General features: G+C 60.7%; 10 protein-coding genes. 4 read left to right on the top strand and 6 right to left on the bottom strand.

Going from position 1 to position 13,054, the window contains the following annotated elements:
- Positions 1–345: 345 nt before the first annotated feature.
- The 5 genes from B2696_RS03670 to B2696_RS03650 all read right to left on the bottom strand — a co-directional run bounded on the left by B2696_RS03670 (position 346) and on the right by B2696_RS03650 (position 5,981).
- Complete coding sequence (locus B2696_RS03670) at positions 346–1,422, bottom strand: ABC transporter ATP-binding protein (protein ID WP_075729303.1); 1,077 nt, start codon at positions 1,420–1,422, stop codon at positions 346–348.
- A gap of 37 nt (positions 1,423–1,459) precedes the next feature.
- The gene (locus B2696_RS03665) at positions 1,460–2,782 is read right to left on the bottom strand and encodes an ABC transporter substrate-binding protein (protein WP_286953972.1); all 1,323 of its coding nucleotides are present in this window, start codon (positions 2,780–2,782) and stop codon (positions 1,460–1,462) included.
- A gap of 62 nt (positions 2,783–2,844) precedes the next feature.
- Positions 2,845–3,669 carry a carbohydrate ABC transporter permease gene (locus B2696_RS03660; protein WP_276622807.1) on the bottom strand — a complete coding sequence of 275 codons (825 nt, stop codon included), beginning with the start codon at positions 3,667–3,669 and terminating at the stop codon, positions 2,845–2,847.
- On the bottom strand, positions 3,669–4,559 hold the full coding sequence (locus B2696_RS03655; protein WP_286954075.1) for a carbohydrate ABC transporter permease: 891 nt from the start codon (positions 4,557–4,559) through the stop codon (positions 3,669–3,671). Before B2696_RS03655 ends, B2696_RS03660 begins: the two co-directional genes overlap by 1 nt.
- A gap of 129 nt (positions 4,560–4,688) precedes the next feature.
- Complete coding sequence (locus B2696_RS03650) at positions 4,689–5,981, bottom strand: D-serine ammonia-lyase (protein WP_286953968.1); 1,293 nt, start codon at positions 5,979–5,981, stop codon at positions 4,689–4,691.
- Positions 5,982–6,327: 346 nt separating this feature from the next.
- Between B2696_RS03650 and B2696_RS03645 the strand changes: the two genes are divergently transcribed.
- Positions 6,328–6,804 carry a hypothetical protein gene (locus tag B2696_RS03645; protein ID WP_075729307.1) on the top strand — a complete coding sequence of 159 codons (477 nt, stop codon included), beginning with the start codon at positions 6,328–6,330 and terminating at the stop codon, positions 6,802–6,804.
- A gap of 54 nt (positions 6,805–6,858) precedes the next feature.
- Here the strand turns inward: B2696_RS03645 and B2696_RS03640 are convergent, their stop codons facing one another.
- Entirely contained in the window at positions 6,859–8,442 is a 1,584-nt protein-coding gene (locus B2696_RS03640; RefSeq protein ID WP_286953965.1) for a helix-turn-helix domain-containing protein, read from the bottom strand.
- 180 nt (positions 8,443–8,622) lie between these two features.
- On the opposite strand from B2696_RS03640, the gene gabT reads away from it, so the two are divergent.
- Genes gabT through B2696_RS03625 form a run of 3 tightly spaced genes read left to right on the top strand, consistent with a single transcriptional unit; the run spans position 8,623 to position 13,021 of the window.
- Positions 8,623–9,951, top strand: a complete 1,329-nt coding sequence (gene gabT, locus B2696_RS03635) for a 4-aminobutyrate--2-oxoglutarate transaminase (protein WP_286953964.1) — start codon at positions 8,623–8,625, stop codon at positions 9,949–9,951.
- A 12-nt stretch (positions 9,952–9,963) separates the two neighbouring features.
- Positions 9,964–11,445, top strand: a complete 1,482-nt coding sequence (locus tag B2696_RS03630) for an NAD-dependent succinate-semialdehyde dehydrogenase (protein ID WP_286953962.1) — start codon at positions 9,964–9,966, stop codon at positions 11,443–11,445.
- 10 nt (positions 11,446–11,455) lie between these two features.
- Complete coding sequence (locus B2696_RS03625; RefSeq protein WP_286953959.1) at positions 11,456–13,021, top strand: amino acid permease; 1,566 nt, start codon at positions 11,456–11,458, stop codon at positions 13,019–13,021.
- The last annotated feature ends 33 nt before the right edge of the window (positions 13,022–13,054 follow it).

Genomic DNA, 13,054 nt, shown 5'->3' with positions numbered 1-13,054 from the left:
GGCGAGGGCGCGGGCTGGAGTGGAGGAGCGGTAGGTCAACATGGTTCCACGGTAGGCAATCTCAGAGGGCGGCGTTGCAGTTTGACCGTCATGCTTCCTGCACGGGGGGTGGGCTGAGAAGAAAACGACTGTGGCCCCCGAGTCTCCTCAGGGGCCACAGTCTGTCTCTCTCTACAAGGTGTCACGCTATCGGCTTGAAGCCGCCCTGCGGACTAGGGGTTCTCTCTCTATCTCTCTCATGCGCTCTCTCAAACGCACAAGTGCAAGTATGGGGCATCTGCCTGAAATGGCAATAGTATCTGCCTTAGACCTTGCTGCATATTGCTGTTAATAGGCTGATAGTTGTTAGATGCGGTTTCCGCTGGCGGTGTCGAAGATGTGGATATGTGCGACATCGGGAAGCACGTGCACAGTTGAACCAACCTCAAACTGGCTGCGCGAGCCCACCAAGATGCCGGTGTTTCCGCCGAGGCGGGTGGTCGAGGCGACCACGCTGCCGTCCGCATTGAGCAGGTCGCCGTAGAGATAAGACTCGTGGCCGAGCTCCTCGCAGTGGCGCACCAGGAAGGGGATGGCGCCCTCGCCCTCAGAGCTCAAGCGCCAGTCCTCGGGACGGATCCCGACGGTGATGTTCCCCCGCGGAGCCTGCGCGATCTGCCAGCCGGCCAAGTGCGGAGAGGAAAGCTCGTAGAGATTCATGGAGGGGGAACCAATGAAGCCGGCGACGAAGGTATTCGCGGGGCGATCGTAGATTTCCCGGGTGGAGGCGACCTGCTGGAGAACCCCTGCGTTGAGGACGGCGACGCGATCTCCCATAGTCATCGCCTCAGTTTGGTCGTGGGTGACGTAGACCGTGGTGGTGCCGAGCCGGCGCTGCAGATCAGAAATCTGCGCGCGGGTGGATACGCGCAGCTTCGCGTCCAAGTTGGACAGGGGCTCATCCATGCAGAAGACAGCGGGCTCGCGCACGATGGCGCGGCCCATGGCGACGCGCTGGCGCTGGCCACCGGAGAGATTCGCCGGCTTGCGGCCGAGCAGGCCCTCCATCTGCAGGATCTTCGCGGCCTCTTGCACGCGCGTGCGGATGACGTCCTTGGACACCTTGCGGTTTTCCAGAGCGAAGCTCATGTTCTGCGCCACCGTCATGTTGGGGTAGAGCGCGTAGTTCTGGAAAACCATGGCGACATCCCGATCGGAGGGGCTAACTCCCATGACGTCGCGGCCGTCAATGCTGATGGAGCCGACGTCAGTGGGCTCGAGCCCGGCCAGCATGCGTAAGCTCGTGGACTTTCCACAGCCGGAAGGGCCAACGAGGACGAGAAACTCGCCGTCAGCGATATCGAGATCCAGCGAATCGACGGCGGGCTTTTCGGCATCCTTGCTATAGATGCGCGATACGCCGGCGAAAGTTACGGTTGCCATGGTTTTCCTCTCAGTGCAGTGCAGAAAATAGTGCCAGTTAGCTCTTGGCTATTGGCTTGACCTGGTTGTCGTAGATGGCCTGGAGCGTCTTTTGCAGATCGGTCAGGGTCTTAGTCACGTCATCGCGGTTGGTGACAATCTTCTCAAAGGCACCGCCGATTTCTTGGTCGGCACCGGGCAGGAAGACGCGGGCGTAATCCTGCGGACGGGTCTCCGGCAGCTGCTGGATGGCGGTGGCGAAGTTCGGGTTCTCTTCCATGAACTTCTTCTGATCTTCGAGCTCTACGGCGGTCGAACGCACAGGCATGTAGCCCACGTTCTGGGACCAGTAGGCGGTGTTTTCATCGTTGGTGAGGAAGTCAATGAGCTTGACGGCAGCCAGCTGGCGCTTCTTGTCGATGCTGGCAGGAATGGCCAGACCCGCCCCGCCGGTGGGGCAGGCGCCATCGCCGGTGGGGTTGGGCAGGAAGGCGGTTCCCAGCTCAAACGTGGCGTTCTCGTTGACGCCACTGAGATCGCCGGTGGAGAGGACGGTGGCGGCAGCGCGGCCGGTGGAGAACTCCATGGCCATGTCATTGCCCACGTAGGAGTAGCCCTCCTTCTCATCGGTGACCTTCTTGAGCCATTCGACGGCCTCGATGGTCTTGGAATCGGTGAACTTGAGGTCCCACTCATCGGAGTAGGCGCCACCCTTGGACCACAGTGGGCCCTGGAAGATCCAGCCCAGGTAGTCAACGGCGTCTCCCCAGCCGAAGGCCTTCATGTCAGGGTTGGCCTCGCCAAGCTTGGAGGACCACTGATCCATCTCGTCCCAGGATTCAGGGCCGCGATCCGGCAAGCCGGCCTTCTTCCACGCTTCTTTGTTGTAGTAGAACAGGGGCGTTGAACGAGCGAAAGGCAGGGCAAAGTGCCCGCCTTCGTAGGCGTAGTCCTCATAGAGCGGCTGCACGTAGGTGGAGAGATCGACGTCTGCTTCCTTAGCCAAATCATCGATGTTGGCGATCTGGCCGTTGATGGCGAAGTTGTACCACCAGACATCGGAAAGAACTACGATATCGGGCAAGTCCGTGCCGGTGAGCGCGGCGTTGAACTTCTGGGCCGCCTCCTCGTAGTTCTTTCCGGCATCAACCAGCTTGACTTTGATGTCGGGGTTTTCCTTCTCGAAGCGAGAGATGAGTTCAGTTTCGATGTCCTTGGAGGAACCCGGGTGGTTGGACCACCAGGTCAGCTCGGTGACGTCTCCGCCGGAGGCAGAGCCATTGGAATTTTGAGTGCTGGTGCTGGAGGTGCCGGCGCAGGCGGTCAGTGTGACCGAGGCCGAGGCGAGGGAGGCGATAGCCAGGAAAGAACGACGATCCATGAGGTACTCCTTGTAATTGATGAGAAACGGCGAGCGTGGTTGAGGCTGAGTGCGCAAAGCACCTAGCCCTTGACGGCACCGGTGGTCAGGCCCTTGATCATGTATTTCTGCAGGGCCAGGAAGATGATGAGAATTGGGATGATGGTCAGCACCGTTGCCGCCATGACGGGACCCCAGTTGGTGACACCGTCATTGTTTTGGAGCATGGTGAGGCCCACCTGCAAAGGCGCGACATCGGGCGTATCGGACATGAGGAAGGGCCACAGGTACTGATTCCACTCGTTGACGATGGTGATGACGGCAAAAGCCGAGAGGGTGGGCCACGACACGGGTAGAAGCACCTTGGTCAACAGGCGGATTGGGCCAGCGCCGTCCATGCGCGCCGCCTCCACCAGCTCGAAGGGCAAAGAGAGAAAGTGGTTGCGCATGAGGAAGGTGCCAAAGGCTACACCGGCCAGGGGGACGATGATGCCGACGAATGTATTGCGCCAGTTGAGAGAGTTAACCAGAGCGTAGTTGGAGATAACCGTGATCTCGGAGGGAACCATCAACGCGGAAATGACCACGAGGAATACCAGGTTGCGTCCCGGGAAGCGCAGAATAGCGAGAGCATAGGCAGACACCACTCCGAGGACAATCTTGACTACGGCCAGGACTGCGGTGATGATGACGGAGTTGCGCAGGTAGGTCCAGAAAGGAACTCGCGTCGTAGCATCGAGGTAGTTAGCGGTCTCCCACGTGGGCGGAAGCCAAGAAACGGGGTCGGTATAAATATCGCCCTTGGCTTTGAAGGATGTCATCAGAATCCAAAAGAGGGGGAGACCGATGAAGAGGAGCACAAGGACGATGCCGAGATACCCGAAGAGTTTTTTCGCAGATACATTCATTATTTTTCCCGCTTATCCATGACGCGCACCTGAATCAAAGTGATGACGAGCAAGATGAGGAACATGATGGTGGCGGCCGTGGCACCGTATCCGGCCCGGAAGTTGACGAAGGTCTCCTGATAGATCTGGAAGACCAGCGTGGTTGTGCCGTTGCCCTGGGGGCCGCCCCTGGTCATGACGTTGATGATGTCGAAGACCTGGACCGAGTTGAGGGTGACGGTGATGGAGAGGAAAAAGGTGGTTGGCCGCAGCTGCGGCAAGGTCACCCGGCGGAAGCGGGTCCACGTCGAGGCGCCGTCGATGGCTGCTGCCTCATCCAAGTCCTTCGATAGCCCTTGGAGCGCGGCGAGGTAGATGACGAAGGTATAGCCCAAGTTCTTCCACACGAAGGTGAAAGTCACCATGAACAATGCCCAGCCGGGAACCGCATAGAAGTTGGGACTATCCAGGCCCACCCAGCGGAGCATGTCCTGGATGAGACCAAAGTTGGGATCGAAGATGAACTGAAAAGCAATGCCGATTGCCGCGCCGGAGATGGCGAAGGGGGCAAAGACAACGGAGCGCGTGAAGTTGCGCCCTTTGAGCTTCTGGTTCAACAGCAAAGCCAGGGCCAGTCCGAGCACCAAAGAGCCGATGACGGCGAAGAAGGTAAAGATGACGGTGTTGGAGACAATTGTCTTGGTGTCATCACGGGTAAACCACTCAATGTAGTTCTGCCAGCCCACGAAAGTGGACTGCGGGCTGGAGATATTCCAGTTGAAGAATGAGAGACGAATATTATCGATCAGAGGCCGATAGGTAAAAATAGCCAGGAGGATCAGATTGGGGGCGAGGAGCAGTCCCGCGAGCCACCATTCTTGATGCTTCCTGGACTGGGCTTTCTTCCGCAGCGTCGCGGTGTCAGCCGCAGATTCTGCGGCACCCTGTGCCGAGTTCTTGATAACCACTCGGACAAACTTAAGGTCTAGAGGTTAACGGTCGGCGCTCAAGTAAGTAACCCTAAATGAAACGCAGGTGAACTAAAAGTGTTGGGCCTGTCGCAGCAGCTCCTCACGCTCGTGAGCAGGGACTAGGCTTCCTCCGGTCAGCCACACCAGGTGGGTTCCCTGGGCACCAATAAGGTCTTCGCGCCACGGAATGCTCAGCCCAGCCGTCGCTGAGACTTCGACATCGACTTCCTCGCGGGCATGCAGCCAATCGACGCCGGCTAACATCACCGTGTCCTCCACGGTGTGGAATCCCGAGACATGGGGGGCGACGTAGTCCACGATGAGTTGGGAGGGACGTTGGACAGCGAGGCCGTCGGCAAGCGTGTGCCCGGAAAGACCATAATCCTGGCAGCTCACGGCGTGGCCCTTGCCGCTGAGCACGCCGAGGAACATGCACGGGCTGGTGGTGGGCTCGACGAAGTGGCAGTGGACATTGTCGCCGAAGACGTGCTTGAGGCCGAAAGTGACCCCACCGGGGCCGCCGCCCACACCGCAGGGCAGGTAGACATGCAAAGGATTCTCGTGGCTTACCTCGACCCCGCTCTCATGCAGCTGCTTTTCAAGCCTCAGCGCGGCCACTGCATAGCCGGCGAGGAGCCCGAAAGAGTATTCATCATCGACGAAGTAGGCACCGGGAATCTCCTTGGCCGCGGTCCGCGCCTGCGCTATGGCCTCACTAAAGAGCCCGCTGTGCTCGATGACCTGCGCGCCCTTGGCCCGCAGCAGCTCCTTCTTCCACGCCTTGGCATCCACGGACACGTGAACCTGAGTGGGAAAGCCCAGGGCCGGGCCCACCGTCCCGATGGACAGCCCAAGATTGCCCGTCGAGCCGACAAGAATAGGCCTGCGCGCTGCGGCGAGACGGAAGGGCGCGCTATCGAGGAGGTCTGCGAATTGCTCTGGATCCTGCGGGGCGGATTTGTGTGGATCGAGCTCATCTGCCAGGCGCTCTGCCGCCATGAGCACCTCGTGGATGCCACCGCGAGCCTTGATGGAACCGCTGACCGCGAGGCTGTCATCGCGTTTGAGCCACAACTGCCCCTGGAGCTTGTGTCCGAAGCGGGAATCGAGAAAGCCTTGCACCTGCGCCGCACGTTGCACCGGCGACTCGATAATACCGGCGGCGGTATCAGGGAAGTGGCGCGCGAGCCACGGGGCAAACCGCTGCAGCCGCGCCTCAGCTGCGGTGATAAGGCCGGAATCGAGACTCATCTCGGACGCGGGCTTCGGCGTGCGCAGCCATGTCGTCGGCACGGCATCTCGCAGGCGGGCTAGTTGCTTAGTAGTGGCCTCAGACATGGGCTCGGCAGTGGGCTCAGACATGGGGAAAGTGTAGTACCTCCGGGTGTGAAAGAGGCGTATATTCCGCGCCAGAAGAGATTTGCCCAGCTAATCTTGAATGATGCCTCTCTCTTTCTCTCTCCCCTTATCTCTCCGCGCGATTACCACCGGAAGTATTGTCGCCCTCGCCCTCGGCCTTGCCGGTTGTGCAGCGGACCAAGATTCCCCGCAACCCGCTGAATCTCCCACGCCCCTCACCCAAGAAGCACAAGCGCCGCGATCTACGGTCACCGTCACCGAGACCGCTGCGCCCAGCACGCAAAGCACGCGCGGAAGCAATCCGCAGCCCGTGGATTCGCAGGTTCCTTTATATATAAGGGAAAAGCTAATGAGTGCCACGATTGGGGATGTAGTTTTTTATCCGGGCCATTCTTTCACACTGGTTAATGGACAGTTGAGAATGCCAGATAATGGCGCAGTGGGTCTGGCAACTGCTAGCGGCGGTTTTGCATCTTCGCCGAGCGAGATCGCGGCCTGGCAAGGGGAGATTGATAACGAGCCGGGCATCGATATCATCGCTGCAATTGCATCCGGTGGAGGTGGATCAGGTACTGAATTAGCTTGGTACATCTTCGACGAAGATGCCAATGTCAAAGTGAAAATGCCGGCAGTCGAGGACATGAAAATCTATCGGGGTGGTTACAACGTGGAAGGAGTAGACGGGCCGAATATGTCTATGACCTGGTATGGCTATCAAGACACTGATGCGATGTGCTGCCCAAGCCTGAACGGGAGTGGAACCTATAAATGGAATGGCACGAGCCTCGTCGCGGTGGATGGGCCGTATTTCTCGCCCCGGAGCTAAGGCGTTTCTTGAGGTCTAGCGCGAGGTCCTTGCAGGTAGTCTTAGCTAGTCTTTCTAGCGTCCGGCACGCGGGCTGATGCACAGAAGCAGCACTTCGGCGCGCGTGATGGGATCGCTCAAGTCGATGGCGCACAGCTGCTGGATCTTCTCAATGCGTGAGCGCACGGTGTGGCGGTGGACGCCGAGCTCGGCGGAGGTGTGGGCGAGGTGGGCGTCGGCAAGCAAGAAGGCGCGCAGCGTGGGGAGTAACTCCGTGGCGTGGGCGGCGTCGTATGCATCGAGCTCACCCAGAAGCGTTGCGTAGCGCGCATCGAGGGCGGAGCGGACCGCGGAGTTGTTGAGCCAGACAGGTCCAAGATCGTCGAGTTGCGCGGCGGTGCCCAGAGGCTCAGTCTGGGCCTGGATGCGAAGTGCCGAGAGCAGGTCGCTCGAGAGTTCGCTCCAGTGCACTGCGGCTGTGTGGGCACCGCGCAGGGAGGAAGAGGCACGCCCAAAAAGCTGGGGCATCGTGGCTATACGGGTATCGGGCGAGAATGCCAGCAGGACCTGGCTGGCAGCACTAGGGGTGCCAGGAACTTCGGGGGAGGGCGCGGGGGAAGCGGTGGGGGAGCGCTCTGGGTCGAGGGGGAGGCTGAAGTAGCTGGTTCCGGTCGCGGCAGCGTGCCCGGCCAAGGAGTGCAGCGCCTTGTTCAAAGCGGAGGGGGACTCAGCACTGATGAGGCAATAGACCACGTTTTCTTCGCGCGCGATGGTCCCGAAAGCCTGCGCGAGCTGGGCGCGCAGGCTCGGTGCGAGGGCAGGGGAGCTTAGCTGCGCGGCTAAGGCCAGGCCGCCAAGAGTGTGCTGCCGGCTGGAATCGGACTCCCGCAGGAGGAGGCCGGCAAGACCCACGAGGTGGCGTACCAGCGCGCGGGCATAGGAATCGAATTTCAGCGGGGCGGAGGCGGCTAAGCCGAAGCGCTGGTGTTCCTGGATGCGGAAGGCGTTGGTGATGGTGGCCACAGTGGTGCCGTCCTTGAGGGTGCGGCTCTGGGCGCCCGAGGTGGAGGCTTCAGGATCGGTGGCAACGGAGATGGCATCGGGCAACGCGTCGAGTGAGTGGCGCGGGTGGCTAGATATCGTTGTGCCATCGGAGGCGGCGAGGGCGATCGCGGCATCGAGTTCTTGGGAGGCCTGGGCCACGAGGTGATCGATGCCGAAGGCCGCCGCCTTGTTGAGGGCCTCTTGCCGGCGGTGCAGGGCAAACTGCTGGTTGTTCTCACTGCGCACAAGCTCAGAGGAGACGGTGTTGATGATGGAGTTGAAGGCTATGGCCCGGGGAACTTCGAAAAGCGCCAGACCCTCCTGCTGAGCGGCGGCGATGAGCTGCTGCGGAATGGTGCGAAAGCCCAGCCCTGTGCCGAAGCCAATGCCTTGGATCCCGGCGGCCTTGAGCCGGGCGGCATAGGCGGGGAAGCCTGCGGCGGCGCCGTTGAAGGCGAGTCCCACGGTGAGGATGATGGCACCGGGGGCGGTGAACTCAGTGGGATCTTCAAGCTCGGTGGCTTGGATAGTGGTGAAGGTGGTGGGGCCTTCCACTATGGGCCGCAAATCCAGACGGCGCTGATTGTAGAGCCATTTCAAGCCGATTGATCCCATATACTAAGACTCCTTTTCTTCGCGCTGACGTCCAAGTTTATACGCAAGGGCCAGTTTTGGGAAATAATTTCGCCAGAGCGGACATAGTTTATAGGGGGTGCCAAGTCTCACAATATGGTCATCCTATAAAAATGGGTAACACTATAAAAATTCGAATGCTCCTTTATGGAAGGGAAAATCATGCAGGAACTTGAGTACCGCCTCGAGCAGGTCCGAAAGCTCAACCAGCAGGTGCCGGGCCCAGTCAGCGCCGCCCTCGACGAGCGCCGCAAGGCAGCCCTGCCCGCCGGAATGACTCCTTCGCTGCCCGGCTACGTTGTCGATGCAGACGGCGGAATCCTCGCAGATGCTGATGGCAACCAGTACATCGACCTGGCCTCCGGCATCGCCGTTACCTCGGCTGGCGCCTCCAACCCGGCAGTGGTCAAGGCAGTCCAGGAAGCCGTCGCTCACTTTACGCACACCTCCTTCTCGGTCTCTCCCTACGCCGGCTACGTCGAGGTCGCTGAAAAGCTCAACGAGGTCACCCCAGGCGACCACGAAAAGCGCACCGTCTTGCTGAACTCCGGTGCTGAGGCTGTGGAGAACGCAGTCAAGATTGCTCGCAACTACACCGGCAAGTCCGGCGTCGCCGTCATGGACCGTGCCTTCCACGGCCGCACCAACCTAACCATGGCGATGACCGCCAAGCAGGCCCCCTACAAGTCCGGCTTCGGCCCCTTCGCCCCGGACATCTACCGCGCTCCCATGTCCTACCCCTTGCGCGACGGACTGACCGGCGCCGAGGCTGCCAAGCAGACCATCACGATGCTTGAGCAGGAAATCGGTGCCCACAACCTGGCCTGCGTCATCGTCGAGCCTATTCAGGGTGAGGGCGGTTTCGTCGTCCCCGCCGAGGGCTTCCTGCCCGCAGTGGTCAAGTGGTGCAACGACAACGATGTCGTATTCATCGCCGATGAGATTCAGGCCGGCATGATGCGTACCGGTAGCTGGTACGCCTCCGACCACGAGGGTATCGTCCCTGACCTGGTCACCACCGCCAAGGGCATTGCCTCCGGCATGCCGCTGTCCGCCGTTACCGGCCGCGCAGAGATCATGGACGCCCCGCAGGCCGGTGGCCTAGGCGGCACCTACGGCGGAAACCCCGTGGCGTGTGCCGCTGCGCTCGCCACCTTCAAGGAATTCGAGGACAAGGACTTCGCAGCCCGCGCCCAGAACCTGGAGAAGATCGCCCGCGAAGAGCTCTCCGAGCTGGTCGAGGACAAGCGCGTGGCCGAGTTCCGCGGACGCGGTGCCATGTTGGCACTCGAGTTCATCACCGACGAGGGAGAGCCGGACTCCGAGCTGGTTCACCAGATCTCCGCTGCCGCCAAGGCCGAGGGCGTGCTGCTGCTGACCTGTGGCCTCGACCACAACGTCATCCGCTTCCTGCCTTCCCTGGCTATCCCGGAGCACCTGTGGCGCGAGGCGCTGCAGGTACTTGTCAAGCTCTTCAACGAGTACAAGTAAGGACCCTGCCACATGAGCGAATTTGACTATACGCAGGTGGAGGGGCTGCTGGGCTCCCTGCCGACCGGCATCTGGCTCGAAGGCGAGAACGTCGGGGCCACCGGCGGACGCACCTTTGAGGTGCTCGACCCCGCCACCGAACAGGTCCTCGCCCACGTGGCGGATGCCACCTCCACGGAGTGGATGAAGGCCCTCGACGCGGCGGTCGCAGCGCAGGAAGAGTGGGCCGAGTTTGCCCCGCGCCAGCGCTCCGAAGTACTCACCGACATCTTCACCACCGTGGCCGCGCGGGCCGATGATTTCGCTCGCGTTATGACGCTGGAGATGGGCAAGCCCTATGCGGAAGCCCGTGGCGAGGTGGCCTACGGCAACGAATACTTCCGGTGGTTTGCTGAGGAAGCAGTGCGAATCCCGGGACGCCTGGCCACCGCGCCGGGCGGTAACGGTCACATCCTGGTATCGCGTGCTCCCGTGGGCCCAGTGCTTGCCATTACCCCCTGGAACTTCCCGCTGGCCATGGCAACGCGCAAGATCGCCCCGGCCTTGGCGGCTGGGTGCCCAATCATTATCAAGCCCGCGCACGAGACACCGCTGACCATGCTCCTTTTGGGCCAGGTCTTCGCGGAAGTATTCGCCCGTCACGGCGTCCCGCAGGGCCTCGTCTCCATTGTTCCTACCACCGCGGCCTCGGCATTGTCCTCCGAGCTCATGGCGGATTCCCGCCTGCGCAAGGTGAGCTTTACCGGGTCCACCCCGGTGGGACGCCAGTTGGTGCGCCAAGCCGCCGATAACCTCTTGCACACCTCGATGGAGCTGGGCGGAAACGCTCCCTTTGTCATCGCGGCTGACGCGGATCTTGATCTCGTCCTCACCTGCGCCATGCAGGCGAAGATGCGCAACGGTGGACAAGCTTGTATCGCCGCCAACCGCTTCTTGGTCGACGAGTCCATCGCCCAAGAGTTCAGCGAGCGCCTGACCGCAGCCATGTCTGCCTCCGTGGTGGGACATGGCCTAAATGAATCCTCCACCATGGGGCCCGTCATCACGGCCAAGCAACGCGATCGCATCGCCGCGCTTGTCGAAGACGCGCTCGCCGCAGGCGCGCGTGCCACCACTGGCGGCAAGCGCCCGGAGGGGCAAGGTTACTTCTATCCCGCCACCGTGCTTGTCGATGTCCCTTCTGACGCGCGCATCCTGCACGAGGAGATCTTTGGCCCAGTGGCCACCGTGAGCACCTTCAGCGATCTTGAGGAAGGCATCGCCGCGGCCAATGACACCGAGTTCGGGTTGGCTGCCTATGGCTTCTCCCGCTCGCTGGAGTCAGCCCAGCTGATGGCAGAAAAGCTCAACGCCGGCATGGTCGGCATCAATCGTGGCGCCATTTCCGATCCCGCCGCCCCCTTCGGCGGCATCAAGCAGTCCGGCTTCGGGCGCGAGGGCGGAACCGAAGGCATTGAAGAATACCTAGATACCCGATATATCTCGCTCACCTGAGGAGAAAGCAATGTCCCAAACACAACCGTCGGCACGGGTCGACGAAAACGGTAATCCCGGCAACGAGGTCAAAAAGCTAGCGTCGCGCCACGTCACGATGATCACCTTGGGTGGCATCATCGGCGCCAGCCTCTTCGTTGGATCCGGAAACATCATCCGCAATATCGGCCCCGCTGCCATCTTGTCCTACCTCTTGGGCGGCCTGCTGGTTTTCTTCGCCATGCGCATGCTGGGGGAGATGGCCGCAGCGCGGCCTTCCATCGGCTCCTTCATGGAATACGCCCGCGTCGGTCTAGGTGACTGGGCCGCTTACTTGGTGGGCTGGCTCTACTGGTACTTCTGGGTGGGCGTTCTCGCCTATGAGGCGGTGTTAGGCGGGGAAACCTTGACGCATTGGTTCTCCTTCCTCCCCTCTTGGGCGTGGTCGATGATCCTGCTTCTCATCTTCATCTCCACGAATGCTATCTCCGTGCGTACCTTTGGAGAGATTGAGTTCTGGCTGGCCAGTATCAAGGTCATCGCCATCGTGGTATTCCTCGTTGCCGGTACCCTCTTCGCATTCGGACTGTGGCCCAATGCCGAGATATCCGTGTCGAATCTGTGGGACCACGGTGGATTCGCACCCAATGGCATCACCGTGGCACTGACCGGTGTTGCCATCGTCATCTTCTCTTATTTCGGCACTGAGATCGCCGTCATGGCCGCCGCGGAATCCGAGGATCCGGCCAAGGGTATCAACCAAGCTACGAACACCATCATCTGGCGCATCCTGCTCTTCTTCGTCGGTGCCGTTACCGTCATCGTCGCGGTTGTGCCCTGGAATGAGCTGCCCGATCCCACGAGCGTAGCCACTGCTCCTTTCACCTATGTGTTCTCGCTGTTGGGCCTGCCCGGCGCTGCTATGATCATGCAGTTGGTGATCTTTACCGCGGTTATCTCTGTGCTCAACTCGGGCTTGTACTCGGCCTCGCGCATGCTCGCCGCCTTGGGTGATCGCGGATATGCCCCAAAGGCGGTTACCGTTCGCAATAAACGCAACGTTCCCATCGTCGCGCTTTTCGCTTCCACCATCGGCGGCATCGCGGCGACCATCGTGAACTTCGCTGCCCCAGAGTCCGGCGTTTTCGAGTTCATCATGAACTCGGCCGGCCTTGTTGCCCTCTTCGTCTACGTTTTTATCGCGCTGACTCAGATGCGCCTGCGCATGAAGATGACTCCGGAGGAGGTTGCCGGCCTCAAGTTGAAGATGTGGCTTTTCCCCTGGATTAACATCGTGCTGATACTGTCTATCGCCGCCATCTTCATCGTGATGCTCACCACTGATATTGGCCGTACCCAGGTATGGACGAGCCTTATCGCCACCGGCGCTCTCGTAGTTCTGTGGCCTGTGGCCAAGCGCAGCATCGCCCGCAAGAAGGCGAATGGTGAGTACCCGACCGATGACGGGACCGAGTCAAAGCCTGAATCCAAGAACGCGGCCAAGACTGAAGCAAAGACTGAAGCCAAGACTGTGTATGAGTCTGGGACTCAGACTGAAGACGCAGCAGAGCCCAAAGCAGGTCCTGCGCAGCAGTAGTTGCTCTAACTAAGCCATAGGCTTCGCGAAATC

The sequence above is a fragment of the Corynebacterium sp. UBA4397 genome (assembly GCF_002390965.1).
Taxonomy (GTDB): domain Bacteria; phylum Actinomycetota; class Actinomycetes; order Mycobacteriales; family Mycobacteriaceae; genus Corynebacterium; species Corynebacterium flavescens.
The sequence above is the reverse complement of the archived record's forward strand: the minus strand, read 5'-3'. Positions and strand labels throughout refer to the sequence as shown.

Excerpts from the sequence above, each read along its gene's own strand:
- B2696_RS03645 (WP_075729307.1), top strand. The coding sequence starts at position 6,328 with ATGAGTGCCACGATTGGGGATGTAGTTTTTTATCCGGGCCATTCTTTC.
- B2696_RS03660 (WP_276622807.1), bottom strand. The coding sequence starts at position 3,669 with ATGAATGTATCTGCGAAAAAACTCTTCGGGTATCTCGGCATCGTCCTT.
- B2696_RS03650 (WP_286953968.1), bottom strand. The coding sequence starts at position 5,981 with ATGTCTGAGCCCACTGCCGAGCCCATGTCTGAGGCCACTACTAAGCAA.
- B2696_RS03630 (WP_286953962.1), top strand. The coding sequence starts at position 9,964 with ATGAGCGAATTTGACTATACGCAGGTGGAGGGGCTGCTGGGCTCCCTG.
- B2696_RS03665 (WP_286953972.1), bottom strand. The coding sequence starts at position 2,782 with ATGGATCGTCGTTCTTTCCTGGCTATCGCCTCCCTCGCCTCGGCCTCG.
- B2696_RS03670 (WP_075729303.1), bottom strand. The coding sequence starts at position 1,422 with ATGGCAACCGTAACTTTCGCCGGCGTATCGCGCATCTATAGCAAGGAT.
- B2696_RS03625 (WP_286953959.1), top strand. The coding sequence starts at position 11,456 with ATGTCCCAAACACAACCGTCGGCACGGGTCGACGAAAACGGTAATCCC.
- B2696_RS03640 (WP_286953965.1), bottom strand. The coding sequence starts at position 8,442 with ATGGGATCAATCGGCTTGAAATGGCTCTACAATCAGCGCCGTCTGGAT.
- gabT (WP_286953964.1), top strand. The coding sequence starts at position 8,623 with ATGCAGGAACTTGAGTACCGCCTCGAGCAGGTCCGAAAGCTCAACCAG.